Here is a 25,629-nt window from a genome sequence, read left to right on the forward strand (position 1 = left end):
CCCTCATGCTCCACCAGGAACGACAGCGCTCGCTCGCGAGGCGTCCCACCCACCGCGGGCGTGGGATGCAGCGCCCCCACCACCTGCGCCGCCGACACACCCTCGCGCAGCTCCGCGCGGATGCCCGTCCGCAGGTGCACCACGTTCTTCAACGCCAGCAACTGCGGCTCCGCATCAGCCCGCACGTCGTCGGTGGCCAGGCCCCGCACCGTCGCGAGGATGTAGCGCACCACGGCCTCGTGCTCGCGCACGTCCTTGTCCTGGCCGCGCAACCCCTCGGCCAGATGCGGCGCGGCCGTCCCCGCGAGCGCCTCCGTCTCCAGCACCCGCCCCTCCACCCGACACAGCGTCTCCGGCGTCGCGCCCAGGAAGCACGTCCCGTCCGGCGCTCGAAACAAGAAGGTGGCGCAGCGAGGGTTCTGCTCCCGCAGCCGCGCCAGCACGTCCACCACGTCGAAGGGCGCCGGCCCCTCCACGTCCACGGCGCGCGCCAGTACCACCTTCTGGAGCTGTCCCGAAGCAATGGCTTCCAGCGCCCGCTCCACCCGCGCCTCGAACTCCGGACGCGACGACGTCAAGGACAGCGAGACCTCGCCTCCCCGCGCATGTCGATAGGCGTCCGAGAAGCGCGCGCGCACCCGCTCCAGTCGCGAGCGCACCGCGTCCTCACCGCCCCGTCCCTCGGGCGCGAAGGCCGCCACGGCCAGGCCGTTCGCGGTGCGCCACACCAGGACTTCCGGCAGCGTCCAGCGCGCCACGCCGTGCGCCGCCCAGGCCTCGTCGGGAAGGCCCGTCGCACCGAAGCGAATCCCGCCGAACCAGGGACCCGGAAGGTCGTCGGGCACCTCTCCCAACCAGCGCAGCGACGTCGCGGCCAGCGAGTTCAGGACCGCGGGCACCTGCCCGGACTCCGACGCCACCACCACCGCCGCCTCACCCCACCCCGCCGCCGCTTCCCGCTCCAGGGGCCGCTCCCAATACACGGTGGGAACGCCCAGCGAATCCGCTCCGGAGAGTGGATCCACCGCCGCCAGGGGCATCATTCCGGCCACCCAGCGCTGGCCCTCAACGGGATTGAGCGTCTTCATCAGCGGTCCTCATCCGCGACTGCCCTGAAATCACCTTCGGTTGTCTTCTAAGCCATCTCGGCTATACATGCACCAAGGAGTTCAAAACCTCTTGAACTCGGTGGATGGGAGGGCTCGTGGGAGGCAAGCAGCCAGACGAATCCGTGCCGGTAAACGCCGGGAAGGACACGGGTGCGCGGCGAGTTCTCCGGGCATTCCGTCCCGAGGGCACGCGTGTCCGCGCGGGGACCGTGGAGGTAGGCGGCCCGGGGTTCGTCGTCATGGCTGGCCCCTGCGCCGTGGAGGGTGTGGAGCAGGTGGAGCGGACCGCCGCCGCCGTGGCTCAGGCGGGTGCGCATGTCCTCCGCGGTGGCGTGTTCAAGCCTCGCACCAGCCCCTACGCATTTCAGGGCATGGGGGAGCCGGGGCTTCAGTTGCTGGCCGACACCGGACGCCGGCACGGGCTGCCCATCATCAGTGAAGTGATGGAGACCGCGCAGATTCCCTTCATGGCGGAGTCCGCGGACATCCTCCAGGTCGGCGCGCGGAACATGCAGAACTTCTCCCTGCTGCGCGCGCTGGGAAAGATTCGCCGCCCGGTGCTGCTGAAGCGGGGGCTGTCCGCCACGGTGCAGGAGTGGCTGCTGGCGGCGGAGTACATCCTCGAGGGCGGCAACGAGCAGGTGCTGCTGTGCGAGCGAGGCATCCGGACGTTCGAGACGGAGATGCGCAACACGCTGGACCTGGCGGCCGTCGCCTGGGCCAAGCAGCGCACGCACCTGCCCGTTATCGTCGACCCCTCCCATGCGACGGGACAGGTGGAGCTCATCCTCCCCATGTCGCTGGCGGCGGCGGCGGCGGGGGCGGATGGGTTGTTGATTGAAGTCCATGCGAAGCCGGAGCAGGCGCTGTGCGACGGGGCGCAGGCCCTGACGCCGGAGCGCTTTCAAACGTTGATGCAGCGACTGCCAGCCGTGCTAGACGCGGTGGGCCGACACCTTTGGAGGCCGGAGAGTCCGGCCCAGGTCGTGAGGGCGCGATGAGTACCGAAGTCCGTCAGATGTTCTCCTCCATCGCCACGCGGTACGACGTGACGAACGAGGTCCTGTCGTTCGGCATCCACCGCCTGTGGCGCCGCACGGCCGTGCGCCTGAGCCGGGCCAAGGAAGGCGACAGCGTCCTCGACTGCGCCTCCGGCACGGGTGACCTCGCGCTCGTCTTCAAGCGGAAGGTGGGGAGCAACGGCCGCGTCGTGGGCACGGACTTCTGCCCGGAGATGCTGGAGAGCGCCCCCTCGAAGGCGGCCAAGGCGGGCCTCCAGGTGGACTTCCAGGTCGCCGACGCGATGGCCCTGCCCTTCGCGGACAACAGCTTCGACGTGGCCTCCATCGCCTTCGGCATCCGCAACGTGGATGACCCGGTGAAGTGCCTCAGCGAGATGGGGCGCGTGGTGAAGCCGGGCGGCCGGGTGGTGGTGCTGGAGTTCGGCCAGCCCCAGGGTGCCTTCGGAGCGCTCTTCCGCTTCTACAGCAAGACGGTGATGCCGGCCATTGGCGGCCTGCTCACCGGCAACCGCGCGGCCTATGAGTACCTGCCCCGCACGTCGGCGGCCTTCCCCGCTGGAGATCGTTTCCTGTCGCTGATGGACCAGTCCGGCGCCTATGCGGAGCGAAGCGCGCATCCGCTGACGTTCGGTACGGCGAACGTGTATGTCGGCACCGTCCGCTGAAGGCCGCAGAAGACTCGTCGAGCATGTCCTCAACTCAGTGGATCCCCGGCTCGCGCCGACCCTGAGAGAAGCCGTCGCGCGTCCGGGGCCCACGCCCCGCCCGGACGCGGGCCAGACGGTGGTGCTGTGTGGCCACCGCAGCGCGGGCAAGTCCACGCTGCTCCCCCGCGTCGGCGGGCTGCTGGAGCGGCGGGGGCTGGACCTGGACGCCCACCTGGAGCAGGTCCACCGACGCCCGCTGCGCAAGTGGGTCGCGGAGGCGCCCACGGAGTTCCGCGCCGCCGAGCGCCGCGCGCTCCTGGAGCTTCCCGCTGGAACCCTCGTGGCGGTGGGTGGCGGCTTCCTCTCGCACCATCCGGACGCGCTGGCGGGGATGTTCACCCTGCTCATCCCGGTGACGTTCGAGACCTACCGCGAGCGGCTCCTCACGGACCGGACCCGCCCCCGGCTGCGTCCGGCCCTCTCCCTGGAGGAGGAGCTCTCCTCCGTCTTCCATGAGCGCGAGGCCCTGCATGCCCGCGTTCCCACCGTCGCCCTGGTGGACTTCCTCCGGGGCTGCCTCCACCTCGAGGAGTCCCCGTGACGCCCGCCCGGCGTGTCGTGACGCTGCCTCCCACCCTGCTCGGCACCGACGCCGTGCACTTCGCCCGGGAGTGCCAGCGTCGCGGCGCCGACGTGCTGGAGATTCGCACCGACCTGCACGCCCCGGAGGCCGTGGACCCGGCGGCGCTCGCGACCGTCCTCCCGCTGCTCGTCTCCGAGCGTGGCAAGCCGCTGCCCCCGTCCTGGCTCTCCGCCGCGTGGCGCGTGGACCGGGACTTGATGGACGCCACCGGGCACCAGGGCTCGCTCGACGCGCCCTCCGGCAAGCTGCTCGCGTCGCACCACGCGGACCGGCAGCTCACCACCGACGAAGCGCTGCGCCTGTGGGAGCGCGCGGTGCCCCCCGACGCGCTGGTGAAACACGTCGAGCCCATGGCCCATCCGGACCATCTCGGCACACTGCTGGAGACCCAGCGTCGGATGGCGGAGCGGTTCGGCGTGACGCGTGTCACGGTGCTCGGCATGGGCACGGTGGCGCTGCCCGCGCGGGCCGTGCTCGCTCGGAACAACGTGCTCGACTACGTGGCCGCTGGTGGCTCCTGGGCCGCGGCGCCGGGTCAGCGACTCCTCGACGATGTCGTCCGGGAGTGGCGCGGCGCGGACCGCACCACGATTCCCGCTCCGCTGCGGCTGGGCATCTTCGGGATGTCCATCGCCCACTCGCGCTCGCCGCGCATCCATCGTCAGCCGTTCGACCGCATCGACATCCCCGAGGGCGGCCCCGTCGAGGCGCTCCTGGACTCGCTCCTGCCCTATTACGCGGGCTTCGCTGTCACCAGCCCGTTCAAGAAGCCGCTGGCCCTGCACACCGGCTCGTCGTTGGACGCCATCAACACCCTGGTCCGCCGAGGCAACCGCTGGGAGTCCTTCAACACCGACACCGAGGGCGCCCGGATGGTACTGGAGCGCCTGGGCTCGAAGGAGGTCTTCGTCCTCGGGGACGGAGGCGCCACGTCCGCGCTGCGCACCGTGGCGGCCGAGCGCGGTGAAGCCCTGCGCATCCTCCGCCGGGCAGACATCCAGGCCCCCCTCACCGGGGCGGGTGTCTGGACGTGGCCGGTCCAGGTCGAGCCGCCGGATTCCCTGCGATTCGAGCGAGCACGCGTCGCGGTGATCGCATACGGTGCACCGGGCCGACGCATCGCGGCGGAGATTACGCGGCGCGGCGGCACCCCGGTCCTGCTGGGTGCGGCGTGGTTCGTCGCGCAGGCCCGGCGGCAGCGACAGCTTTGGGAGACCGCGACATGAACACCTTCGGAGTCCTCTTCCGTCTGACGACCTTTGGTGAGAGCCACGGCCCCGCGCTCGGCGCGGTGGTGGATGGCTGCCCCGCGGGCGTGCCCCTCACGCAAGAGCGCCTCCAGGCCGCGTTGGACCGGCGCCGCCCCGGCCAGTCCGCCCTTGTCACTCCTCGCAACGAGCCGGACCGGGTCGAAATCCTCTCCGGCGTCTTCGAAGACAAGACGCTCGGCACGCCCATCGCCGCCATGGTGCGCAACACGAACCAGCGCTCGGGCGACTACAAGCAGCTCAAGCAGGTGGACCGACCCGGCCACGCTGACGCCGTGTGGCGCGAGCGCTACAAGCACCGCGACCACCGCGGCGGTGGCCGCACCAGCGGACGCGAGACGCTCTGCCGCGTCATCGGCGGCACCATCGCGGAGGCGTACCTGGAGCGGGACATGCCCACCGTGCGCACCGTCGCGTACGTGTCCCAGGTCGGTGACCTCATCGCCTCCGTGCCCGCGCCGGGCCTTACGCGCGCCATGGTGGACGCGCACCCCACGCGCTGCCCCGACGAGGCCGTCCGCGAGGAGATGTCCCGCCGCATCCTCGCCGCGAAGGAGGCCGGGGACAGCCTCGGCGGCTCCATCGACATCCGCGTGGAGGGCCTGCCCGTGGGACTGGGCGAGCCCATCTTCGGGAAGATCAAGGCGCTCATCGCGCAGGCGCTCGGCAGCGTGGGCGCCATCACCGGTGTCGTCTGGGGCCCGCCGGATCTGCTCAAGCGAATCGGCCAGCCGGGCACCCAGTTCCATTCGGTCAAGGACGTCTACGGCGGCATCCAGGGGGGACTCACCAACGGTGAGCCGCTCCAGGTCCGCGCTTTCTTCAAACCCCCAGCGACGCTGGCGGACCACGCGAAGGGTGGCCGTCACGATCCGTGCATCATGCCCCGCGCCGTTCCGGTGCTGGAGTCCATGGTGTCCCTGGTCATCGCGGACCTCGTCCAACAGATGAACGCACGCCCCAACACCCTATGAGCCCCTACCCTCCCGGCGCCTACCGTCCTCCCAACGACCGCTGGGGTCCGTTTTCCCGACTCGCCAAACGCCTCCCCGAAGGCAGCCTCGCGGTCGTGGACCGCACCGTGGCCCGCCTGCACCCGGGACTCATCCCCGCGCTGGAGGCGCAGAACCCCCGCGCCATCGTCCAGCTCGTGGGCGGAGAGAGCGCGAAGAGCTTCAAGGCCCTGGAGAGGGTGCTCGCCGGGGGCCTGTCCCTGCCGCGCTCCGGCACGCTGCTCGCCGTGGGCGGAGGCACCGTGGGCGACGTGTCCACCGTCGCCGCGCACCTGCTCAAGCGCGGCGTGAGGTTGGTGCAGGTCCCCACCACGCTGCTCGCCGCCGTCGACAGCAGCCTGGGTGGCAAGGGCGCGGTGGACCTCACCGTGAAGGGCCGCGTGGTGAAGAACCCCGCCGGCGTCTTCCACTACGCCGAGGAGTCGTGGATCTGCCCGGAGCTGTTCGCCACGCTGTCGCCGACCCAGGTTCGCGAGGGCTCGCTCGAGGCGTGGAAGATGATCATCAGCCTGGATGCCGCGCTCTTCCGCCGCTACCTGCGCAAGCCTCCCGCGCTCGAGAAGCTGGTGAAGGACGCGCGCGCCCTCAAGGAGAGCGTCTGCGAGCAGGACCCGTACGAGCACAAGGGTCTGCGCCGGGTGCTCAACTTCGGCCACACCTTCGGCCACGTGCTGGAGAGCGTGTCCCACTTCAAGTTGTCCCACGGTGACGCCGTGGGTTTGGGCATCCTCCTGGCCCTGGACGTGGGTCGCCACCTGGGCGTCACCCCCGAGGCCGTGGCCGCCGAGGCCGAGCGCGCCCTCATCGACGGCCCGGGTGTCCTCGATAGAGAGCGAATCGCCGCCCTCCTGCGCCCCGCGTCGCTCAAGGACATCGCCACGCTGCTCGACGCCGACAAGAAGGCGGGAGCGCGGGGCGAGCTGCGCATGGTGCTGCTGACCGCCATTGGCGCCACCGAGGTCCGCGACGTAGCGGCCAGCACGTGGCGCGAGCTGTGGCCGGCGTGGACGAAGGCGGTACGCCCGTGAGCCAGAGCACCCGTCGAATCCTCCTGGACCCGAGCGGCCTCGTCGCCTCCCCGCTCACCCCGCCCGTCTCCAAGTCGGACGCGCAGCGCGCCCTGGTGCTCGGTCACCTCACCGGCGCCTGGCCCCTGCCCTCCGTCCAGGCCGAGTCGGACGAGGACCTCCCCGCCGACGTGCGCGTGCTGCGCCGGGGCGTGGAAGCCCTGCGCCTGCCGCCCGGGCCCGTGCGGGCCGTGGACTGCGCGGACGGTGGCGCCCCCTTCCGCATCCTCGCCACCCAGGTCGCGGTGACTCCGGGCGCGCGCGTGAGCCTCACCGGCACACCCCGCCTGGGCGAGCGTCCCCATGGCCCGCTCTTCACCTCGCTGAAGGACGCGCTCGGCCCCGCAGGCCTCACCCTCACCGAGGGGAGCCCCTGGCCGGTGGAGCTCGCCGCGCCCACGGACACCTCGAAGGTGTCGCCCGTCTTCCGGGTGCCCGGCGACCAGAGCAGCCAGTACGCCTCCAGCCTCCTCCTGGGCTGCGCCGCGCTGTTCCTCCGGGAGCACCGCGCATGGAGCGTCGAAATCGAAGGGACGCTGACGAGCGCCGGCTACCTGGAGCTCACGCTGACGTGGCTGGAACGGTTCGGCTTCGAGGTCCAGAAGTCCGAATCGCGCTACACCCTCTCCGGCTACACGCCCCCGCCGAGCGTCCCCTCCCTGCCCGGGGACTGGTCCTCATTAGGCTATCTCCTGCTCGTCGCATGGAAGGCCGGCGGCACGGTGGAGCGAGCCGACCCCGCGAGCGCCCATCCGGACCAGGCCATCCTCCGCCTCATCGAGCAGGTGGGCCTGGGCACCACTCCCACGGGTCCAGCACACACCCTGAAGGTGACGGGCCGTCCCGCCGGAGGCCTGCGGGCTTCAGGAAAGGAGTGCCCGGACCTGCTACCCACCCTGGCGGCGCTCGCCTGTGTACTCCCCGCGCCCTCCACGCTGACGGACGTCGGAATTCTCCGTCTCAAAGAAAGCGACCGGTTGGAAGGTATCCGAGACCTCGTGAAGGCCTACGGGGGCACCACGGAGCTTCAGGGGGAAATCCTCCACCTGACGCCTCCCGTGGCCCCTCCTGCCCGCTTCGAGATGGACAGCCGGGGGGACCACCGCCTGGCGATGACGGCCGCGACACTCAGCGTGCTGTCTGGGGCGACCCTTGTCCTCACGGGTCCTGATTGTGTCGAGAAGAGTTTCCCCGGCTTCTGGCGGCAGCTGTCCCGCTCGGGAGCGCGTATTTCCGAGCAGCTGTAGGAAGCATCAGTGTCTCCCCATCCGACTCATCGTTCTTTTTTGTTGAAAGCGATCCGCGCCCTGTGAAATCTCCGCCCATGCCCAAGGACACGCTGACGATCACCGACAATCGGACCGGCAAGACGTACGAGGTCCCGGTCGAGAACGGCTGTATTCGCACCAACGCCCTCCGACAGATCAAGGTCGCGGACGACGACTTCGGCCTCATGGGCTACGATCCGGCGTTCCTCAACACCGCGAACTGTAAGAGCGCCATCACCTTCATCGATGGTGACAAAGGCATCCTGGAGTACCGCGGCTACCCCATCGAGCAGCTGGCCGAGAAGTCCAGCTACCTGGAGGTCGCCTACCTCCTGCTGAATGGTGAGCTGCCGACCCCGAAGGAACTGGACAACTTCGTCCACCTCGTCACGCACCACACGTACGTGCACGAGAACGTGAAGTCCTTCATGGACGGGTTCCGCTACGACGCGCATCCCATGTCCGTGCTGGGCTCCACCGTGGCGGCACTGTCCAGCTTCTACCCGGAGGCGAAGTACACCAAGGACGAGCAGAGCCGCCGCATCCAGATCACCCGGCTCATCGCCAAGATGCCCACCATCGCCGCGTTCTCCTACCGGCACCTGATGGGGCTGCCCTACATCTACCCGGACAATGACCTGTCCTACGTCGCCAACTTCCTGGCGATGGTGAAGCGCGTCGGCACCGCGACCTACAAGGTCCACCCCGTGCTGGAGCGCGCGCTGGACGTGCTCTTCATCCTCCACGCCGACCACGAGCAGAACTGCTCCACCACCTCCGTGCGCACGGTGGGCTCGTCGGAAGTGGACCCGTACTCGGCCGTCACGGCGGGCATCGGCGCGCTCTACGGCCCGCTGCACGGCGGCGCCAACGAGGCGGTGCTGCGCATGCTCCGCGAGATTGGCCACATCTCCAAGGTCCCGGACTTCATCAAGTCGGTGAAGAGCGGCGAGGGCGAGAAGAAGCTGATGGGCTTCGGCCACCGCGTCTACAAGTCCTACGATCCGCGCGCCAAGGTCATCAAGCGCGTGGCCGACGAGGTCTTCGAGGTGACGGGCAAGAACCCGCTGCTGGAGCTAGCCGTGGAGCTGGAGCGCATCGCGCTGCAGGACGACTACTTCGTCAAGCGCAAGCTCTACCCCAACGTCGACTTCTACTCCGGCCTCATCTACGAGGCGATGGGCTTCCAGGCGGAGATGTTCCCCGTCCTCTTCGCCATTCCCCGCACGGTGGGCTGGTGCGCGCAGTGGGAGGAGATGGTCCTCGACTCCGAGCAGAAGATCGCGCGTCCCCGGCAGATCTACACGGGCCAGAAGCGCCGCGACTACATCGCCATGGACAAGCGCGCCGCGAAGTAGTCGGCACGTCCCTCCAGGGATGACGTGAGAAGGGGCGAGGGACCACGAGGTTCCCCGCCCCTTTCCCGTTGCGGGCTTCCAGAAGGCCCCAGGCGCCGGAGCCCCAAGAGCTCCGGAGTCGCCCGCACCGCCCCGCTTCAGCCCGTCTGGGCCACGCCGCCGGACTCGGCGTACATCGACTCGATGAGCGCGGCGTGCTTCTGCTCCACTGCCTTGCGGCGGACCTTCAGGGTGGGCGTCAAATCCCCTGCGTCCACGGTGAGGTCCGTCTCCAGGACGACGAAGCGCTTGATCGTCTCGAAGCGGGAGAGCTTCGGGTTGATGTCCCGGTCCAACCCCTCCTGGAGGAGCTGGCGCAGGCGGGCGTCCTGGGAGAGCGTCTTGAGGTCCGCGGGCCAGCCCTTCTCCTGGGCCAGGGCGCGGCACTTCTCCACGTCCAGCGCCAGCAGGGCCACCAGGTAGTTGCGCCGCTCCCCTATCACCACCGCGTGGCCCACGCCGGGCAGGGACTTGAGGAGCTCCTCGATGTTGCCGGGCGCCGTCTTCTTCCCGCCGGAGGTGACGATGATCTCCTTCTTGCGGCCGGTGATGTGGAGGTAGCCCTCGCCGTCGAGCTGGCCCACGTCCCCGGTGTGCAGCCACCCGCCCTCCAGCAGCTCCTGGGTGGCCTCCGGGTTCTTGTAGTAGCCCATGCAGACGTTGCCGCCCTTGACGAGAATCTCTCCGTCCTCGGCGATGCGCACCTCCACGCCGATGAGCGGACGTCCCACGGTGCCCAGGTGGGCGGCCTCGCGCGTATTCACCGTGCCCGGGCCCGCCACCTCCGTCATGCCCCACACCTCGTGGATGAACATGTCGATGGAGGCGAAGAACTCCAGCACGTCCCGGCCGATGGGCGCCGCCGCCGTGGCGAAGAAGTCCACCCGCTCCATGCCGATGCGCGTCTTGAGCGGCTCGAACACCAGCCGCTGGGCCAACTTGTACTGGGCCTCCAGCAGCACGGGGATGCGCTCGTGGCGCTGGGCGCGCGCGTGCAGCTCCGAGGCGACGCCCCGGGCCCAGGAGACGATGCGGCGCTTCATGGGCGGCTGGGAGCGCAGCCCCTCCTCTGCCTTGGCCTTGAACTTCTCCCACACGCGGGGCACGCCGAAGAAGAACGTGGGCCGCACGTCCTTCAGGTTCGCCGGCATCGCCTCCACCGAGTCCGCGAAGTACACCTGGATGCCCAGCATCAGCGGGCAGTGCAGGGAGATGACCTGCTCGGCGATGTGGGACAACGGCAGGTAGGAGATGATGACCGAGTCACTCTTGTGCTTGAAGTCCACAGCGGTGATGAGCTGCCGGGTCGTCCAGGCGAGGTTGTAGTGGCTGAGCATCACCCCCTTGGGGTGGCCCGTCGTCCCGGAGGTGTAGATGAGGGTGCCCAGGGCCTCCGGCTTCAGCGCGTTGACGCTGTCCCAGTAGGGCTTGTCATCCACCCCGGTGCCCTTCTCCAGGACGTCCGCGTAGCGCAGGACGCCCTCTGGCAGCGGCGTGGAGGGGGCATCCAGGATGATGATGTGGCGCAGCTTGGGCAGCCGCTCGCGCAGGGCCAGGCCCGTGCGCAGGTGCTTCTCGTTCTCCACCACGAGGACGGTGGCCTCACAGTGGCCCAGGATGTACTCGAGCTGGTCCACCGCGCTGGTGGTGTAGAGACCTACCGGCACGCCTCCCAGCGCCATGGCGGCCAGGTCCGCGACGTGCCACTCCTCGCGGTTGAAGCTGATGATGCCCAGGGGCTGGCCCTCCCCATACCCGAGCGTCCTCAGGCCCAAGGCGAAGCGTTTGACCCGCTGGGCGTAGTCGAACCAGGAGGTGGGGACATAGGAGCGTCCCCGTCGTGTCCAGAGGGCCGGCCGATGTTCCTGCTGCGAGGCCCGGTCATGGAGGGCATGCACCATCGTCTTCGGAAGGTCCATCCGACGAAGGTTAGCGGATGTAGGGGCGTCCCCACCACGTCCCCGATTCGCGGACGTTGACAGCTGGTTGGATGGCTTTGTATGCCGCGCCCGACCATGAGCATCGACTTCACCTGCCAGAAGTGCGAGGCAAGCTTCGAGCTTGACGTTCAAGACCTCATCGAGGGGACGGAGAAGATCGTCTGTCCCCACTGCGACGCGAAAGCGCCCGCGAATCTCTCGGAGGACTTCGTCGCCGCGCTCTCGGAGATGCGCGCGCAGATCGCCGTGCTCGACAAGAAGTTCGCCGTCTCCATGACGCTGGAGTCGGAGGACGTCGCGGACACCATCGACGACGAGGACGAAGAAGAGGATGAGGAGTCCGAGGACGAGGACGACGACCTCGACGAGGATGAAGACGAGGACGTCGAGGACGACGAGGACTACGACGACGAGGATGAGGACGAGCGTCCCTGACGTCCGCTCCCTTGCCCTCCGGGCGGGCGTTTCCCGCCGTCCAGGGCAACCTGGCTGAACCGCTGCCCTCCCGACAGGGTGGCGGGTGCGTAGTTTCAGGGTGTGAGAACACCCAACCGCGCCACTTTCTTCTTCGCCCCCCTGTCGGCGCTGTTGCTGGCGCTCGGGGGGGTCCTGATGCTCCCCGCCTTCAGCGCTCCGGGGGCCGTCGCGGCAACCCTCCCGGAGGCCTCCGGGGAGCCGTGCATCACCGAGCACGGAGGCGACCCCAAGGCCTGCGATGAGCTCGTGGAGCTCGAGGTGCAGGACGTCGTCCCGCTGGTGGAGGCCCAGACGCACGCCGTCGTGCTCACCACCAAGGACAAGCAGGTGGTCCTCCCCGTCTTCGTGGATGAGGCCTCCGCCGTCTCCATCGCCTTCCGGCTGGCGGAGCGCGAGCCACCCCAGCCGCTCGCTCAAGACCTGCTGGACGACGTCGTCGACCAGCTCGGCGCCAAGGTGACGGAGGTCCGCATCGATGACCTGCGCGACAACGTCTACTCGGGGCGCGTCTTCCTGGAGCAGGGCGCGAAGAAGATGACGCTGGAGGCCCGGCCGTCGGACTCCATCGCCATGGCCCTCACCAGCCATGCGCGCATCCGCGTCACTCGAAAGGTGCTCACCCTGGCCGGCATCAGCCGCGAGGAGATTGAGTCCCTCCAGAAGGGGGGCCCCGGCGTGGGTGGCAGTGGCCCCGGTGGCCTCATGGAGGAGCCCGAGGTGATGCCTCCACCTGGGCTGCCCTCGCCTGGCCACCCGCCCATCGAAATGGACACGGACGCGCTTCCGCCCGGTCACCCGCCGCTCGGCGAGCCCCAGGGCAGCGGCAAGAAGATCGACCTCTAGTCCTCGAGTCGGGGGCGAGCAGGCCCGACGACAAGCACGAGAAAGCCCGGCCCCCCCTCCCTGGGAAGCCGGGCTTTCTCTCTCGAACATCGAGCACTTCTTGAAGACGCGGGCGCGGGGCCAACCCGGAGGTCGGCGCCGCGCCTGGGGCAAAGAGTTAGTCTCCCGGGCGCGAGGCTGTCAAGCCACGCACCCCGCCGCCTAGGATGCGCGCGCATATGCGCAAGGCGAAGATCATCTGCACCCTGGGTCCCGCATCGAGCACGCTGGAGACGATTGAGGGCCTCATCCGCGCGGGGATGAACGTGGCGCGGTTGAACTTCTCGCACGGCACGCACGACGAGCACCGTCAGCGGGTGGCCCTCATCCGCAAGGCGTCCAAGCGGCTGAAGCTGCCTGTCGCCATCCTTCAGGACATCCAGGGCCCCAAGATCCGCCTCGGAAAGTTCGAGGGTGGACAGCTCACGGTGCAGGCCGGGCAGCGCGTGACGGTGACGACGCGCGCCGTCATGGGCCAGGGCTCCATCATCCCCACCCCCATCAAGTCGCTGACGAAGGACGTGGCACCCGGCGAGGCCATCCTCCTGGACGACGGCCGGGTGCGCCTGCGCGTGCGCAAGGTGACGGGCCAGGACGTCCTCTGCGAGGTGGAGATCGGCGGCCTGCTCAAGGACCACAAGGGGCTGAACCTGCCGGGCTCGCCCATGTCCGTGCCCACGATTACGCCCAAGGACGAGGTGGACCTGGCGTTCGGCCAGGAGGTGGGCGTGGACTACGTGGCGCTGTCCTTCGTGCGCTCGGCGGACGACGTCCACCGCGCGCGCAAGCATGTGGCAAAGAACAAGACGCCCCTCATCGCCAAGATTGAGAAGCCCCAGGCCGTGGACCAGCTCGACGCGATTGCCCGCGCGTCCGACGGCATCATGGTGGCGCGGGGAGACCTGGGCGTGGAGATGCCGCTGGAGCAACTGCCCGCCATCCAGAAGCGGATGGTGCGGGTGGTGAACCAGATGGGTGGCCTGGTCATCGTCGCCACGGAGATGCTGGAGAGCATGGTCAACAACCCGCGCCCCACCCGCGCGGAGGTGTCGGACGTGGCCAACGCGATTCTGGACGGCGCGGACGCGGTGATGCTGTCGGGCGAGACGGCCGCGGGGCGCTACCCCATCGACGCGGCGTCCACCATGGCCCGCATCGTCGAGGAGACGGAGCGCGGCGTGGTGCGCCACCAGCACCACTCGCCCTTCGAGCGCTCGGAGGATTTGGGCACGGGCGTCGCGGCGGCGGCGGTGGCGGCGTCCGGGCAGCTCAACATCCAGACGATTGTCGCGTACACGGAGAGCGGCCACACCGCGCGCCTCATCTCCGAGTTCCGCCCCCACGCGCGCATCATCGCCCTCACGCCGAACGAGTCCGCGGTGAACCGCATGGCGCTGTATTGGGGCGTGACGGGCCTCCAGGTCCCTCGCGTGAAGTCCACGGACGCCATGCTGCAGCAGGTGCGCAAGCTGTGCCTGCGCGAGGGCATCTGCAAGGAGGGAACGCCCGTCGTCGTGGTGGCCGGCGTGCCGCTCAACGTGCCAGGCAACACCAATCTGATGAGCATCCACCGCGTGTGAGCGCGGTGGACGTCGTCGCTCCGCTCAGAGCACCTTCTGCTCGAAGTCGTAGATCTTCTCGACGGCGAGCTGACGGTAGCGCTCCATGTTGAGGGCACGGCGGGCGCACTCCCACACCAGTTCGTTGGAGGTGCGCTCCGGCTCCTTCTTCTTGCGGCGCTTCACCTCGGCCTTGATGGACTTCACCGCGGCGCGCGGGTGGTAGCAGAAGGCGGAGGAGAACAGGAGATGGCCACCGAAGGGGATGAGGCGGGCCTCCAGGATGTCGCCCGTCTCCAGCCCGGCGATGTTGCGCCGCTCCGTCACGTCGAAGTCCTTGCCCGAGTACATGTCCCGCAGGCGCACCAGCCCCTTGCCCAGCTTGCGCACCTCGAAGATGCCGTGGACCGTCTCCGTGAAGCTCCGGAAGGCGTTGGCCTCCTCGGGCGGAGTGTTCGCCAGGCGCTGCTCGTAGAACTCCACGGCCGGCGTCTTGCCCGTGCCCGGCGAGACGCGGTCGTAGAGGTAGTAGTCGAGGAACGACGCCATGCGCAGCTCGAAGAGCTTGTCGTCCTCGAAGACCTCGCCCGTCAGGCGGAAGTACTCCGCCTTGGCTTCGAGCAGGTCCGCCTTCCGCGACTCCACGCTGCCGAAGGCGATGAGCTGGTCCAGGTACGGCTGGTAGGAGAGCGGTGACAGCGGGGAGTCCATAGAGAGTCGGTCATCCTACCCCGCCATCAGCTTCGCGAAGCGGCCGAAGAGATAGCGTGCGTCATGCGGGCCGGGAGAGGCCTCGGGGTGGTACTGCACGCTGAAGGCCCGAGCGTCCGGGACGGCCAGGCCCTCCACCGTGCCGTCGTTGAGGTTGATGTGCGTGACGACGGCCTTGCCCTTGAGGCTGGCGTCGTCCACGGCGAAGCCGTGGTTCTGCGCGGTGATCTCCACCTTGCCCGTCGTCAGGTCCTTCACGGGCTGGTTGCCGCCCCGGTGGCCGAACTTCATCTTGTACGTCCGGCCGCCCAGCGCCAGGGCCATGATTTGGTGCCCCAGGCAGATGCCGAACACCGGCACCTTGCCCAACAGCGCCGCCACGGTGCGGTCCGCGCCCTTCACCGCCGCCGGGTCTCCGGGGCCGTTGGCCAGGAAGACGCCGTGGGGCTTGCGGGCCAGGACTTCCTCCGCCGTGGTGTGGGACGGGACCACCGTCACGCGGCAGCCCACGTCGACCAGGAAGTGGAGCATCGACTTCTTGAGGCCGTAGTCGTAGGCGACCACGTCGAAGCGCGGGTCACCCTGCGGGTGGGCCTCGCCAAGGCCGGTGAAGACATCCGGCGAGGGCGCGGTGAACGTGTACGGCGTCTTCACCGACACGCCGCTGGCCAGGTCCAGGCCCTCCATGCCGTGGGCGGTGCGAGCCCGCTCCGACAGGGCGGCCGGGGACAGGCCCTCGCTGGAGATGACGCCCATCTGCGCGCCGTGGGTGCGCAGGTGGCGCACCAGTCGGCGGGTGTCCAGGCCTTCGATTCCGGCGACGTTGTGGCGCTTGAGGTACGCATCCAGCGACTCGCGCGAGCGCCAGTTGGACGGCTGGCTCGCGAGGGCGCGCACCACCATGCCCACCGCGTGCGGCTTGCCGGCCTCTTCGTCCTCCGGCGTCACGCCGACGTTGCCCATCTCCGGGTACGTCATGGTGAGGATCTGCCCGACGTACGAGGGGTCCGTGAGGATCTCCTGGTAGCCGTACATGGACGTGTTGAAGACCACCTCACCCACCGTCTCGCCGACCGAGCCAAAGGAACGGCCCTCGAAGGTGGTGCCATCCGCCAGGGCGAGCACTGCCCGCTTCGTCATTACCGTGACTCCTTCACCTGGCCGTCGGAGAACACCTTCCGGCCAGAAACCCAGGTCTGCACCACGCGGCCCTTCTGCTTACGGCCATGGAAGGGCGTATTCCGGCTGCGGGAATAGAACCGGTGGGCATCCACCGTCCACTCCTCCGAAGGGTCCACCACGGTGATGTCCGCCGGGGCACCGGGAGCCAGGTGACCGCCCGGCAGGCCGAACGCCTTCGCCGGACCGTGCGTCAACAACTCCACGGCCCGCTTCGCGTCCAACAGCCCCGAGTGCACCAGCTCCAGCGTCAGCCCCAGGGCCGTCTCCAGCCCGACGATTCCGTTGATGCCCTTCTCGAACTCGACCTGCTTGTCCAGGACGCCATGGGGCGCGTGGTCCGTGGCGATGGCGTCCACCGTGCCATCCACCAGCGCCTCGCGCAGCGCCTCCACGTCCCGGTCCGCGCGCAGGGGCGGCGCCATCTTCGCGTGGGTGTCGTAGTCCCCCACCGCCCGGTCATCCAGGATGACGTGGTGTGGAGTGGCCTCGGCCGTGACGAGCAGACCCCGGCGCTTGGCCTCGCGGATGAGGCGCACGCTGCCCTCGCAGGACACGTGGGCGATGTGCAGCCGGCCCTTCGTCTCCTCGAGCAGCACCAGGTCACGCGCCACCATGGCCACCTCCGCGGAGGCGGGGATGCCGCGCAGGCCCAGGCGCGTGGCGGTGACGCCCTCGTGCATGGCGCCCCCAGCGGACAGCGTCAGGTCCTCCTCGTGGACCATGACGGGCACGCCGAAGAGCGTGGCGTACTGGAGCGCGCGCCGCATCAGCGCCGCGTTCATCACCGGGCGGCCGTCATCGGTGATGGCGACACAGCCGGAGGACACCAGCTCGCCCGTCTCCGCCAGCTCCTCGCCCTTGAGGCCCTTGGTAATCGCACCCGCGGGGTACACGTGGCACAGGCCGGCGGCGCGAGCGCGCGACAGCACCAGCTCCGTGACGAGCCCGCTGTCGTTGACGACCTTGGTGTTGGGCATGGCGACGACGGCGGTGAAGCCTCCCGCCACGGCGGCGCGGCAGCCCGTGAGGACGGTCTCCTTCCCCTCCTCGCCCGGCTCGCGCAGGTGGACGTGCAGGTCGATGAAGCCCGGCAGCACCCAGCGCCCTTCGGCCTCCACCACCTCCGCGCCTGGGGGCACGGGGAGCGGCGCGTCGGAGACCTCCGCCACCTTGCCGTCGCGCACCAGGACGTCGCGGACTCCATCGACGCCGTTGCGCGGGTCGATGACGCGCCCTCTGCGGAAAAGCACCGTGGAGCTCATGACGCGCACACCTCGAGGATGGCCCGCCGCACGGCGACGCCGTTGGAAACCTGCTCCAGGATGACGCTGCGAGGCCCGTCCGCCACCGAGGGCGCCAGCTCCAGGCCGCGGTTGATGGGGCCCGGGTGCATCACCAGCGCGCCCGCCTTCATCCGCTCCTCGCGGGCGGGGGTGAGGCCGAACAGGCGCGAGTACTCCTTCGTCGAGGGCAGGAACGCCTCGCCCATGCGCTCCATCTGCAGGCGCAGGCACATCACCGCGTCCGCGTGAGGCAGCGCCGCGTCCAGGTTGTGCGTCACCTCCGCGCCCAGCGACTCCAGGCCCGGGGGCACCAGCGTGGGAGGGCCACAGAAGACCACCCGCGCGCCCAGGGCCTTCAGGCACCAGAGGTTGGAGCGGGCCACGCGGCTGTGGAGGATGTCGCCGACGATGAGCACCGTGCGGCCGTCCAGGCTGCCCCAGTGCTGGCGCAAGGTGAAGGCGTCCAGGAGGGCCTGGGAGGGGTGCTCGTGCGTGCCGTCCCCGGCGTTGATGACGGCGCAGCGGACGTGCTTCGCCACCAGATGGGGCGCGCCGGACGAGCGGTGGCGCATGACGATGGCCACCGGCCCCGTCGCCTCGATGTTGCGGGCGGTGTCCAGCAGCGTCTCGCCCTTCGACGTGGACGAACCGGAGGGGCTCCAGTTCAGGACGCCGGCGCCCAGGCCTCGGGCGGCCATGTGGAACGAGGTGCGGGTGCGGGTGGAGTCCTCGAAGAAGAGGTTGGCGACCACCTTGCCGCGCAGGGTGTGGGTGACGTCTGGACCACCAGGCAGGTGCGCGCGCGCCCTGTCGAGCACCGCTTCGAGCTCGTCCCGGCGCCAGCCTTCGATTCCAAGGAGGTGTCTCATGGCCGGGGCCGCCGCGTACCCCGGGCCGTGCGGCGCGTCAAGCACCGTCCGAGGCGCGCCGGCCCGCCTGCCCCTCGGGTGTGGGTCAGCGTACGGGCTCGAAGAAGCGGTCCAGGCGAAGGCCCGTGCCACCGAACAGGCCATGCAGAAGGCCGTGGTAGCCCAGCGACAGCCACACCACCATCGCCTTGCCCTTGATGTGGCCGTAGGGGACGAACTCCGTCTTGCCGTAGCCGGTGATGCCCAGGCCGTGGCGGCTGTCGGAGCTGTTGTCGCGGTTGTCGCCCATGACGAAGACGTGCCCCTCGGGCACCACGTAGGGGCCCTCGTGCCGGGGCATCCGCGTGGGCGTCTGGAGCACGCTGTGCGTCACGCCGCTCAGGTCCTCCCGGTACAGCGCTTCCTGCTGGTCGAACCACCGCCCGTCGTCGGTGATGTTGTTGACGATGTACTCGGGGTTGATGCTCTCGCGAATCTGCGGCTGGCCGTTGATGTGGACCACGCCGTCGAACATCTCCACCGTGTCACCCGGCACGCCCACCACGCGCTTGATGTAGTCGGTGGCCTCGTTCACCGGGTTGTTGAACACGACGACGTCGCCGCGCCCCGGAGGCCGGACGATGACGAACGGCACCACGTTCGCGAAGGGGACGCGCACGCCGTAGATGAACTTGTTGATGAAGACCTGATCGCCAATCTGGAGCGTGGGCAGCATGGAGCCGGAGGGAATCCGGTACGGCTCCACGATGAACGTCCGGAACACCAGGGCGACCAGCAGCATCTTCACGAAGCCACCCACGAAATCCATGGGGGACTCCTTGCGGAACGCCCCCAGGTGCTGGGCGGTGAGCGCGTCGAGCGCCTTCACCTCGCGGGGCAGCCGCTCCATGTCCCCTTCGGCCGAGGCCGACTCCACCTTCAACGCCTGGTCGGTGATCTGCTCGGCCACCAGCGGGGAGACCTTCTCGCGCACCTGCGGCTTCTGGAGGATGCGCTCGTTCTCGGAGATGAGCTCATGCGCCTCGTGCCGCATCCGGCGGAGCTGCTTCTCGCGGGGCGACACGTTGCGCCACACCAGCAGCGCCACGAAGTACGCCACCATCAACACCCCCAGCCCCTTCATCGCGGGCTGGGCCCAGGCGGCCGCCGTGGGCACGAACTCGATGAGCACCGTGTACGGGAACAGCACCAGCGCGACGATGCACAGCGGGGCCCACAGGCTGGTGAGCATCTCCCGCCACAGCAACTTGCGGCGCGCGCGCACCTGTTCAGGGGTGCGCCGGGCCGCCATCGCGGTCGCCAGCTTCGCGGGAGGGGTGGCGGAAGGACTGGCAGCGTTCATGGCTACTGCTCCGACTTGAGGACCGCGAGGAAGGCCTCCTGCGGAATCTCCACCGTGCCCACCTGCTTCATGCGCTTCTTGCCCTCTTTCTGCTTCTCGAGGAGCTTGCGCTTGCGGCTGATGTCACCACCGTAGCACTTGGCGAGCACGTTCTTGCGCATGGCGGAGATGGTCTCACGGGAGATGATCTTCGCGCCGATCGCCGCCTGGATGGCCACTTCGTACATCTGCTTCGGGATGACTTCCTTCAGCTTCGCGCAGACCTCGCGACCGCGCAGGTAGGCGCGCTCGCGGTGCACGATGACGCTCAGCGCGTCCACCGGCTCCCCGTTGATGAGGATGTCCAGGCGCGCCAGATCCGCCTCCTGGTAGCCGGTCAGCTCGTAGTCCAGGCTGGCGTAACCGCGCGACACGCTCTTGAGCTTGTCGAAGAAGTCGAAGACCACCTCGGCCATCGGCATCTCGTACGTCACCTGCACGCGCTGCCCGCTGCTGCCCAGGTACTTCATGTCCTTCTGCACACCGCGGCGGTCCTGGCACAGCTTCAGGATGGCGCCCAGGTGGTCGTTGGGGACGTGGATGTGACAGGTGAGGATGGGCTCCTCGAACTTCGCGATGTTCTGCACCGGCGGCAGCTTGGCCGGGTTGTCCACGAACTGGACGTCACCCTTCCCGCTGGTGATCCGGTACACCACGCTGGGCGCGGTGGTGATGAGGTTCAGGTTGTACTCGCGCTCCAGACGCTCCTGGACGATCTCCATGTGCAACAGGCCCAGGTAGCCGCAGCGGAACCCGAAGCCGAGCGCCGTGGACGACTCGGGCTCATACGTGAAGGCGGAGTCGTTGAGCTTCAGCTTCGCGAGCGCGTCACGCAGGTTCTCGTACTGGTCGGACTCGATGGGGAAGATGCCGGAGAACACCATCGGCTTCACTTCCTGGAAGCCCGGGAACGGCTCCAGCGTCGGACGGGCCTCCTCCGTGACGGTGTCGCCGACCTTCGCGTCCAGCAGCTCCTTGATGTTGGCGACCAGCACGCCCACTTCGCCGGCCATGAGCTGCGTCACGGGGCGGGAGAACGGGGTGAAGACACCCAGCTCCTGGACCTCGAAGACCTTGTTGTTGCTGAACAGCTTGATCTTCTGCTTGAGCTTGAGCGTGCCTTCCAGCACGCGCACCAGCGTCACCACGCCCCGGTAGTTGTCGTACCAGGAGTCGAAGATGAGGGCCTTGAGCGGCGCGTCCGGCGAGCCCGTCGGCGGCGGCACTCGCGCGACCACGGCCTCGAGAATCTCGTGGATGCCGATGCCTTCCTTCGCGGAAGCCGGCACGGCCACGGAGGCGTCGATACCGATGACGTCTTCAATCTCCGCGCGGGTGCGGTCGACGTCCGCGCTGGGCAGGTCGATCTTGTTGATGACCGGGATGATTTCGAGGTCGTGATCCAACGCCATGTAGACGTTGGACAGCGTCTGCGCCTCCACGCCCTGCGACGCGTCCACCACCAGCAGCGCGCCCTCGCACGCGGCCAGGCTGCGGCTGACTTCGTAAGCGAAGTCGACGTGCCCCGGCGTGTCGATGAGGTTGAGGACGTACTGCTTGCCGTCCTTCGCGGTGTAGTTCATCCGCACGGACTGGGCTTTGATGGTGATGCCCCGTTCGCGCTCGATGTCCATGTTGTCGAGGAACTGGGCCTGCGCCTCGCGCTTGCTCAGCGTCCCCGTCTTGTCGAGGAGGCGATCAGCCAGCGTCGACTTTCCATGGTCGATATGGGCGATGATGCAGAAGTTGCGGATGTGCGCGTTTTCAGCCGGCATGTTCGTGGCGCTCGTCGGAAGAAGCGGGCGTGCCTAACATCGAACCGCGCGAAAATCTACGCGCGAACGCCCGCCAGACGAGCAACCCGTCAGGGGCGCCCGATTGTTCCCCCACCACCGTGTTCCCCTGAACGGACGCCCGGCCACCTGGGGACGACAGGACACGAGGCCCCGTCCGGGAGAGGCGACTTCCTCCCGGACTCCCCTGCCCTGCGTCCCGTCAGCCAGCCTCAGCCGTGGACGCGGACCGGCTCGGCCTTCTCGCGGAAGTAGGCGATGGTGCGGCGAGCCCCCTCGCGCAGGTCGGCGGTCGGCTCCCAGCCGAGCACCTTCTTCGCGAGCGAGTTGTCGATGCACGAACGCAGCTGCTCGCCGGGCTTGCCGGGCGCGTGGGCCACGGCGGCCGTGGAACCCGCGGCCTCGGCCAGCAGCGCGTAGAGGCGGTTGATGTCGGTCTCCACGCCGGTGCCGATGTTGATGGCGCCCACGTAGTCCTTCTCGAAGGCCAGCCGGTTCGCCCGGGCCACGTCGGGCCCGAAGACGAAGTCGCGGGTCTGCTTGCCCTCGCCGAAGATGGTGGCGCCCTGCCCGGAGAGCAGGCGCTGGCAGAAGATGGCCACCACCCCCGCTTCGCCGTGCGGGTTCTGTCGCGGGCCGTACACGTTGGCGTAGCGCAGGGCGACATACGGCAGGCCGTACTGGGCCCGGTAGTAGCCCAGGTACAGCTCCCCCGCCGCCTTGGAGACGCCGTACGGGGACACCGGGCGCGTCGCGTGGGACTCGGTCGCGGGGAACACGTCCTGCTCGCCGTAGATGGCGCCGCCGGTGGAGCTGAAGATGACCTTCTTCACGCCGGAGACGCGCGCGGCCTCCAACACGTTGAGCATGCCGCGGATGTTCACGTCCGCGTCGAAGCCCGGATCATCCACGCTGCGCCGCACGTCCATCTGCGCCGCCAGGTGACAGAGCACCTGGGGCTTCTCCGACTTGATGAGCTCCGCGGCCTCGCGGCTGCGGATGTCATGCACGGCCAGCCGGACGCGCGGGTCCAGGTTCTCCTTCTTGCCACCCGACAGGTCATCCAACGCGATGACCTCGTGTCCCGCCTTCAGGAACTCGTCGCACACGTGCGAGCCGATGAAGCCCGCTCCACCCGTCACCAGGACTTTCACGCTTCCGTCTCCCCGCCACCCGGCCGTGGCCAAACTGTCTTTGATTCCAGAATCTCGCGGCGGCAACCTATGACGCGGATCGCCTCACGGCAACCTCGCGGAACCACGCGATGGTCTCCCGCAGACCCTCTTCCAGCGGCACCTTGGGCTCCCAGCCGAGCAACGTGCGGGCGCGGGTGATGTCTGGTTGACGCTGCTTGGGATCATCCTTGGGCAGGGGCTTCTCGATGATGCTCCCGCCGCCGCCCGCCGCCGTGCGCACGGCCTCCGCGAACTGACGGATGGTCATCTCCCGGGGATTGCCGATGTTGACCGGGTGGGGCTCGTCCGACAGCGCGAGCCGGACCAGGCCGTCCACCAGGTCCTTCACGTAACAGAACGAGCGCGTCTGGCTGCCATCGCCGAAGACGGTGAAGTCCTCGCCCTTGAGCGCCTGCCCCACGAAGGCCGGAACCACGCGGCCGTCGTTGAGGCGCATGCGCGGGCCATAGGTGTTGAAGATGCGAACGATGCGGACCTGCACGCCCTTGCGCCCGTAGGCCGCCGTCACCGCCTCCGCGTAGCGCTTGGCCTCGTCGTACACCGAACGCGGGCCAATGGGATTGACGTTGCCCCAGTAGTCCTCGCGCTGCGGGTGCACCAGCGGATCGCCATACACCTCGGAGGTGGACGCCATCAGGAAGACGGCCTTGTTCGCCTCCGCCAGCTTCAGCCCGTTCTCCGTGCCGATGGAGCCCACGCGCAGCGTCTCCAACGGGAGGTTCGCGTAGTCGATGGGCGACGCGGGCGACGCCATGTTGAACATGTAGTCGAACGGCTCCTTCACGGGGATGCCGTCGATGATATCCGCCTTCACGTACCCGAAGCCCGGCCGCCCTTGCAGCGTGCGGATGTTCTCCTCGTTGCCGGTGATGAGGTTGTCCACGGCCGTCACGGCGGCCGCTCCGTCATCCAGAAGGCGCTCGCACAGGTGCGAGCCCACGAAGCCCGCGCCGCCCAGTACCACCACTCGCTTGCCCTGCATGCTCTTCACGTCGCGCCTCGTCTCTCTCTCAAATCTCGTCGAAGGTCGCCTGCCCCGGCAGCTGCGCTTTGTACTTCTCCAGGACCAGGTCGATGCCCTGGCGGATGTACTCGGCCACGGGCACCTTCGTCTTCTGGTTCAGCGCCTTGAGGAGCTCGTTCTGCTCCGGGGTGATGTAGATGGTGGTGCTGATCTTCTTTCGGGCCATGGCGATATGTGAAAATATATGGAATGACGTGGCGCGCGAAAGCATCTCGTGCACACGACTCGGCGCAGAGGCCCCTGCGTCCCGGGAGCACCGAATGATCCGCTGCAAGCGCTGGATTTTCCTCGGGTTGATGACTTCCGGACTGCTCACGGGTTGCGCCAGGGACAAGTCCTCGGAGCGCGGCACCGGAGCCACGGGTAGGTCCTCACCCACCTCGTCCGGCTCGGCCGAGTCCATCCAGCCGGAGCGCTCGCGCGACGAACACGTCACCCAACTGGACGTGAACGGCGACGGAAAGCCGGACGTGTGGACCTACACGGTGGCGGACGCGGGCGCGAACGGCGAGGAGCGCTTCCGCAAGGTGCGCCAGGAGCTGGACCTGAACTGGGACGGCCGCGTGGACCTGACGCGCTCCTTCGACGACGTCGGCGCGCTGATGCGCGAGGTGATGGACCTGGACTACGACGGCAAGGTGGACGCCACCTACTTCTACGAGAAGGGGGCCAACACGCGCCGCGAGCGGGACTTCGACGGCGATGGCCGCACCGACAGCGTCACCTTCTACGAGCGCGGCGTCCTCGTCCGCAAGGAGCGCGACACCAACGCGGACGGGCGCGTGGACTACTGGGAGTACTGGGAGGCGGGCCATGTGGACCGCATCGGCGAGGACCTGGACGGTGATGGCACCGTCGACAAGTGGACCCGCAATCCCAACAACGCGGCCCGCGACTGAGGAGCGAGCCGCGCCTGCACGGCGCAGCGACTACGCCTTGCTGGTGCCGGTGCGACCGTAGGAGTCCTCCAACCGCACGACGTCATCCAGCTCGGGGGTGCTGACCTCGAGGATGTCGCAGTCGGTGAGGGCGACCATGCGGTGCTTGGTGAGGGGCTTGATGTGGTAGCTCTCCCCCGGGTTCATCTCCTTCTCGATGAGGCCGTTGCCCTCGTCGACGATGAAGAGCAGCTTGCCGCTCTGGACGTGGATCGTCTCGTCCTTCTGGTTGTGGTACTGCAGGCTGAGCTTGTGGCCCTGCTTCACGTGCAGCAGCTTGCCCACGTAGCGCTCGGTGTGGGCCCAGATGAGCTCGTGGCCCCAGGGCTTCTCCACCCGCCTAGTCGTCGTCATGGTGCTTCCCGTCTTCCTCGCCCGCTCTCAGTTCGTGCCGGCCACGAACGCGTCGAGCTGGGTCTCACGCTTGAAGTCTGACAGATACCGCGTCGCAGCGTCCTTCGAGGCGAAGGTGCCCATGCGCACGCGGTACCAGGTGCCCTTGCCAGCCACCTCCGCCGTGACGATATACGGGGCATAACCCCTATCACGCAACCGGGCCATGAACCGGTCGGCCTCCTGCTTGTCCTGGAAGGCCGACAGCTGGAGCGTGAACGCCCCACCCTTCACCGCCGGGTCCGGCAACTGCGCGGCGCGGGCCAGGGCCTCCTTCATCCCGCTGCCCCCCTCCTTCTGCGTCGTCCGAGTGGCCACGGCCGCCGTCTCCACCTTCCCCGACACCTGTGCGGGCTTGGTCGCGACGGGCGCGGGCTTCTCGGCGGCGGGCTTCTCCGCGACGGGCGCGGGCTTCTCCTCGGCGGGCTTGGGCGTCTCGGCGACAGCGACGGCCTGGGGCTCCTCGGAGGGCTCCTCCGGAGGCAGCTCGCCGGTGTCCGGGTCCGGCGTCGGAGCCATCGCGGCCGTCTTGACGGGCTCGGGCGGCTTGGGCGCGGGCTTCTCGGC

At 68.8% G+C, this 25,629-nt stretch carries 25 protein-coding genes; 12 read left to right on the forward strand and 13 right to left on the reverse strand.

Annotated elements, in window-relative coordinates; translation table 11 throughout:
* On the reverse strand, window positions 1–1,088 hold a 1,088-nt coding region (locus tag HUW62_RS29565), incomplete at its 3' end, for a chorismate-binding protein (protein ID WP_176436312.1).
* A gap of 104 nt (window positions 1,089–1,192) precedes the next feature.
* Here HUW62_RS29565 and aroF point away from each other — a divergent pair.
* The 8 genes from aroF (at window position 1,193) to HUW62_RS29605 (ending at window position 9,395) form a co-directional block, all read left to right on the forward strand.
* A complete protein-coding gene (gene aroF / locus HUW62_RS29570) occupies window positions 1,193–2,110 on the forward strand; it encodes a 3-deoxy-7-phosphoheptulonate synthase (protein WP_163866979.1) in 918 nt (305 codons plus the stop codon).
* Window positions 2,107–2,796, forward strand: a complete 690-nt coding sequence (gene ubiE / locus HUW62_RS29575; RefSeq protein ID WP_163866978.1) for a bifunctional demethylmenaquinone methyltransferase/2-methoxy-6-polyprenyl-1,4-benzoquinol methylase UbiE — start codon at window positions 2,107–2,109, stop codon at window positions 2,794–2,796. The genes aroF and ubiE overlap by 4 nt, the downstream gene beginning before the upstream one ends.
* Before the next feature lie 37 nt (window positions 2,797–2,833).
* Complete coding sequence (locus HUW62_RS29580) at window positions 2,834–3,379, forward strand: shikimate kinase (RefSeq protein ID WP_240356512.1); 546 nt, start codon at window positions 2,834–2,836, stop codon at window positions 3,377–3,379.
* On the forward strand, window positions 3,376–4,647 hold the full coding sequence (locus tag HUW62_RS29585) for a shikimate dehydrogenase (protein WP_176436313.1): 1,272 nt from the start codon (window positions 3,376–3,378) through the stop codon (window positions 4,645–4,647). The genes HUW62_RS29580 and HUW62_RS29585 overlap by 4 nt, the downstream gene beginning before the upstream one ends.
* Window positions 4,644–5,663 (forward strand): chorismate synthase, encoded by a 1,020-nt coding sequence (aroC, locus tag HUW62_RS29590; RefSeq protein ID WP_176436314.1) that lies wholly within the window; start codon window positions 4,644–4,646, stop codon window positions 5,661–5,663. Before HUW62_RS29585 ends, aroC begins: the two co-directional genes overlap by 4 nt.
* Window positions 5,660–6,730 carry a 3-dehydroquinate synthase family protein gene (locus HUW62_RS29595; protein ID WP_163866974.1) on the forward strand — a complete coding sequence of 357 codons (1,071 nt, stop codon included), beginning with the start codon at window positions 5,660–5,662 and terminating at the stop codon, window positions 6,728–6,730. The genes aroC and HUW62_RS29595 overlap by 4 nt, the downstream gene beginning before the upstream one ends.
* A complete protein-coding gene (locus HUW62_RS29600) occupies window positions 6,727–8,016 on the forward strand; it encodes a 3-phosphoshikimate 1-carboxyvinyltransferase (protein WP_240356511.1) in 1,290 nt (429 codons plus the stop codon). Before HUW62_RS29595 ends, HUW62_RS29600 begins: the two co-directional genes overlap by 4 nt.
* A 77-nt stretch (window positions 8,017–8,093) precedes the next feature.
* The gene (locus HUW62_RS29605) at window positions 8,094–9,395 is read left to right on the forward strand and encodes a citrate synthase (protein ID WP_163866973.1); all 1,302 of its coding nucleotides are present in this window, start codon (window positions 8,094–8,096) and stop codon (window positions 9,393–9,395) included.
* Between the two features lie 137 nt (window positions 9,396–9,532).
* Here the strand turns inward: HUW62_RS29605 and HUW62_RS29610 are convergent, their stop codons facing one another.
* Window positions 9,533–11,335 (reverse strand): long-chain fatty acid--CoA ligase, encoded by a 1,803-nt coding sequence (locus tag HUW62_RS29610; protein ID WP_255203709.1) that lies wholly within the window; start codon window positions 11,333–11,335, stop codon window positions 9,533–9,535.
* 99 nt (window positions 11,336–11,434) lie between these two features.
* Here HUW62_RS29610 and HUW62_RS29615 point away from each other — a divergent pair, with 99 nt between their 5' ends.
* The 3 genes from HUW62_RS29615 (at window position 11,435) to pyk (ending at window position 14,313) form a co-directional block, all read left to right on the forward strand.
* Window positions 11,435–11,809: a hypothetical protein gene (locus HUW62_RS29615; protein WP_163866972.1), complete on the forward strand. Its 375-nt coding sequence runs from the start codon at window positions 11,435–11,437 to the stop codon at window positions 11,807–11,809.
* A gap of 177 nt (window positions 11,810–11,986) precedes the next feature.
* The gene (locus HUW62_RS29620) at window positions 11,987–12,694 is read left to right on the forward strand and encodes a bifunctional nuclease family protein (RefSeq protein ID WP_176436319.1); all 708 of its coding nucleotides are present in this window, start codon (window positions 11,987–11,989) and stop codon (window positions 12,692–12,694) included.
* Window positions 12,695–12,912: 218 nt separating this feature from the next.
* Entirely contained in the window at window positions 12,913–14,313 is a 1,401-nt protein-coding gene (gene pyk / locus HUW62_RS29625) for a pyruvate kinase (RefSeq protein ID WP_163866971.1), read from the forward strand.
* Between the two features lie 24 nt (window positions 14,314–14,337).
* Here the strand turns inward: pyk and HUW62_RS29630 are convergent, their stop codons facing one another.
* The 9 genes from HUW62_RS29630 to HUW62_RS29670 form a co-directional block, all read right to left on the reverse strand.
* Window positions 14,338–15,003, reverse strand: a complete 666-nt coding sequence (locus HUW62_RS29630) for a hypothetical protein (protein ID WP_163866970.1) — start codon at window positions 15,001–15,003, stop codon at window positions 14,338–14,340.
* A 15-nt stretch (window positions 15,004–15,018) separates the two neighbouring features.
* Entirely contained in the window at window positions 15,019–16,143 is a 1,125-nt protein-coding gene (gene carA / locus HUW62_RS29635) for a glutamine-hydrolyzing carbamoyl-phosphate synthase small subunit (RefSeq protein ID WP_176436316.1), read from the reverse strand.
* Window positions 16,143–17,447, reverse strand: coding sequence for a dihydroorotase (locus HUW62_RS29640; RefSeq protein ID WP_163866968.1), 1,305 nt, complete (start codon window positions 17,445–17,447; stop codon window positions 16,143–16,145). The genes carA and HUW62_RS29640 overlap by 1 nt, the downstream gene beginning before the upstream one ends.
* A complete protein-coding gene (locus tag HUW62_RS29645) occupies window positions 17,444–18,337 on the reverse strand; it encodes an aspartate carbamoyltransferase catalytic subunit (RefSeq protein ID WP_163866967.1) in 894 nt (297 codons plus the stop codon). Before HUW62_RS29645 ends, HUW62_RS29640 begins: the two co-directional genes overlap by 4 nt.
* A gap of 85 nt (window positions 18,338–18,422) precedes the next feature.
* A complete protein-coding gene (gene lepB, locus HUW62_RS29650) occupies window positions 18,423–19,679 on the reverse strand; it encodes a signal peptidase I (protein ID WP_163866966.1) in 1,257 nt (418 codons plus the stop codon).
* A 2-nt stretch (window positions 19,680–19,681) separates the two neighbouring features.
* Entirely contained in the window at window positions 19,682–21,493 is a 1,812-nt protein-coding gene (gene lepA / locus HUW62_RS29655; RefSeq protein ID WP_176436317.1) for a translation elongation factor 4, read from the reverse strand.
* Between the two features lie 230 nt (window positions 21,494–21,723).
* Window positions 21,724–22,665: an NAD-dependent epimerase/dehydratase family protein gene (locus HUW62_RS29660; RefSeq protein WP_163866964.1), complete on the reverse strand. Its 942-nt coding sequence runs from the start codon at window positions 22,663–22,665 to the stop codon at window positions 21,724–21,726.
* 67 nt (window positions 22,666–22,732) lie between these two features.
* Window positions 22,733–23,689, reverse strand: a complete 957-nt coding sequence (locus HUW62_RS29665; RefSeq protein ID WP_176436320.1) for a UDP-glucuronic acid decarboxylase family protein — start codon at window positions 23,687–23,689, stop codon at window positions 22,733–22,735.
* A gap of 28 nt (window positions 23,690–23,717) precedes the next feature.
* Window positions 23,718–23,897 (reverse strand): ribbon-helix-helix domain-containing protein, encoded by a 180-nt coding sequence (locus HUW62_RS29670; RefSeq protein ID WP_044281109.1) that lies wholly within the window; start codon window positions 23,895–23,897, stop codon window positions 23,718–23,720.
* A gap of 94 nt (window positions 23,898–23,991) precedes the next feature.
* Here HUW62_RS29670 and HUW62_RS29675 point away from each other — a divergent pair, with 94 nt between their 5' ends.
* Window positions 23,992–24,630, forward strand: a complete 639-nt coding sequence (locus HUW62_RS29675; protein ID WP_163866963.1) for a hypothetical protein — start codon at window positions 23,992–23,994, stop codon at window positions 24,628–24,630.
* 30 nt (window positions 24,631–24,660) lie between these two features.
* On the opposite strand, the gene HUW62_RS29680 is transcribed toward HUW62_RS29675, so the two are convergent.
* Window positions 24,661–25,023, reverse strand: coding sequence for a cupin domain-containing protein (locus tag HUW62_RS29680; RefSeq protein ID WP_163866962.1), 363 nt, complete (start codon window positions 25,021–25,023; stop codon window positions 24,661–24,663).
* Between the two features lie 27 nt (window positions 25,024–25,050).
* Window positions 25,051–25,629 (reverse strand): SPOR domain-containing protein (locus tag HUW62_RS29685; RefSeq protein ID WP_176436318.1); only part of this gene is annotated, 579 nt, incomplete at its 5' end.

This window comes from Myxococcus sp. AM011, from assembly GCF_013372595.1.
Taxonomy (GTDB): Bacteria; Myxococcota; Myxococcia; order Myxococcales; family Myxococcaceae; genus Myxococcus; species Myxococcus eversor.

Excerpts from the sequence above, each read along its gene's own strand:
- pyk (WP_163866971.1), top strand. The coding sequence starts at position 12,913 with ATGCGCAAGGCGAAGATCATCTGCACCCTGGGTCCCGCATCGAGCACG.
- HUW62_RS29665 (WP_176436320.1), bottom strand. The coding sequence starts at position 23,689 with ATGCAGGGCAAGCGAGTGGTGGTACTGGGCGGCGCGGGCTTCGTGGGC.
- HUW62_RS29645 (WP_163866967.1), bottom strand. The coding sequence starts at position 18,337 with ATGAGACACCTCCTTGGAATCGAAGGCTGGCGCCGGGACGAGCTCGAA.
- lepB (WP_163866966.1), bottom strand. The coding sequence starts at position 19,679 with ATGAACGCTGCCAGTCCTTCCGCCACCCCTCCCGCGAAGCTGGCGACC.
- HUW62_RS29640 (WP_163866968.1), bottom strand. The coding sequence starts at position 17,447 with ATGAGCTCCACGGTGCTTTTCCGCAGAGGGCGCGTCATCGACCCGCGC.
- aroC (WP_176436314.1), top strand. The coding sequence starts at position 4,644 with ATGAACACCTTCGGAGTCCTCTTCCGTCTGACGACCTTTGGTGAGAGC.
- lepA (WP_176436317.1), bottom strand. The coding sequence starts at position 21,493 with ATGCCGGCTGAAAACGCGCACATCCGCAACTTCTGCATCATCGCCCAT.
- aroF (WP_163866979.1), top strand. The coding sequence starts at position 1,193 with ATGGGAGGGCTCGTGGGAGGCAAGCAGCCAGACGAATCCGTGCCGGTA.
- HUW62_RS29615 (WP_163866972.1), top strand. The coding sequence starts at position 11,435 with ATGCCGCGCCCGACCATGAGCATCGACTTCACCTGCCAGAAGTGCGAG.
- HUW62_RS29675 (WP_163866963.1), top strand. The coding sequence starts at position 23,992 with ATGATCCGCTGCAAGCGCTGGATTTTCCTCGGGTTGATGACTTCCGGA.
- carA (WP_176436316.1), bottom strand. The coding sequence starts at position 16,143 with ATGACGAAGCGGGCAGTGCTCGCCCTGGCGGATGGCACCACCTTCGAG.
- HUW62_RS29595 (WP_163866974.1), top strand. The coding sequence starts at position 5,660 with ATGAGCCCCTACCCTCCCGGCGCCTACCGTCCTCCCAACGACCGCTGG.
- HUW62_RS29605 (WP_163866973.1), top strand. The coding sequence starts at position 8,094 with ATGCCCAAGGACACGCTGACGATCACCGACAATCGGACCGGCAAGACG.
- HUW62_RS29680 (WP_163866962.1), bottom strand. The coding sequence starts at position 25,023 with ATGACGACGACTAGGCGGGTGGAGAAGCCCTGGGGCCACGAGCTCATC.
- HUW62_RS29670 (WP_044281109.1), bottom strand. The coding sequence starts at position 23,897 with ATGGCCCGAAAGAAGATCAGCACCACCATCTACATCACCCCGGAGCAG.
- ubiE (WP_163866978.1), top strand. The coding sequence starts at position 2,107 with ATGAGTACCGAAGTCCGTCAGATGTTCTCCTCCATCGCCACGCGGTAC.
- HUW62_RS29620 (WP_176436319.1), top strand. The coding sequence starts at position 11,987 with ATGCTCCCCGCCTTCAGCGCTCCGGGGGCCGTCGCGGCAACCCTCCCG.
- HUW62_RS29610 (WP_255203709.1), bottom strand. The coding sequence starts at position 11,335 with ATGGTGCATGCCCTCCATGACCGGGCCTCGCAGCAGGAACATCGGCCG.
- HUW62_RS29630 (WP_163866970.1), bottom strand. The coding sequence starts at position 15,003 with ATGGACTCCCCGCTGTCACCGCTCTCCTACCAGCCGTACCTGGACCAG.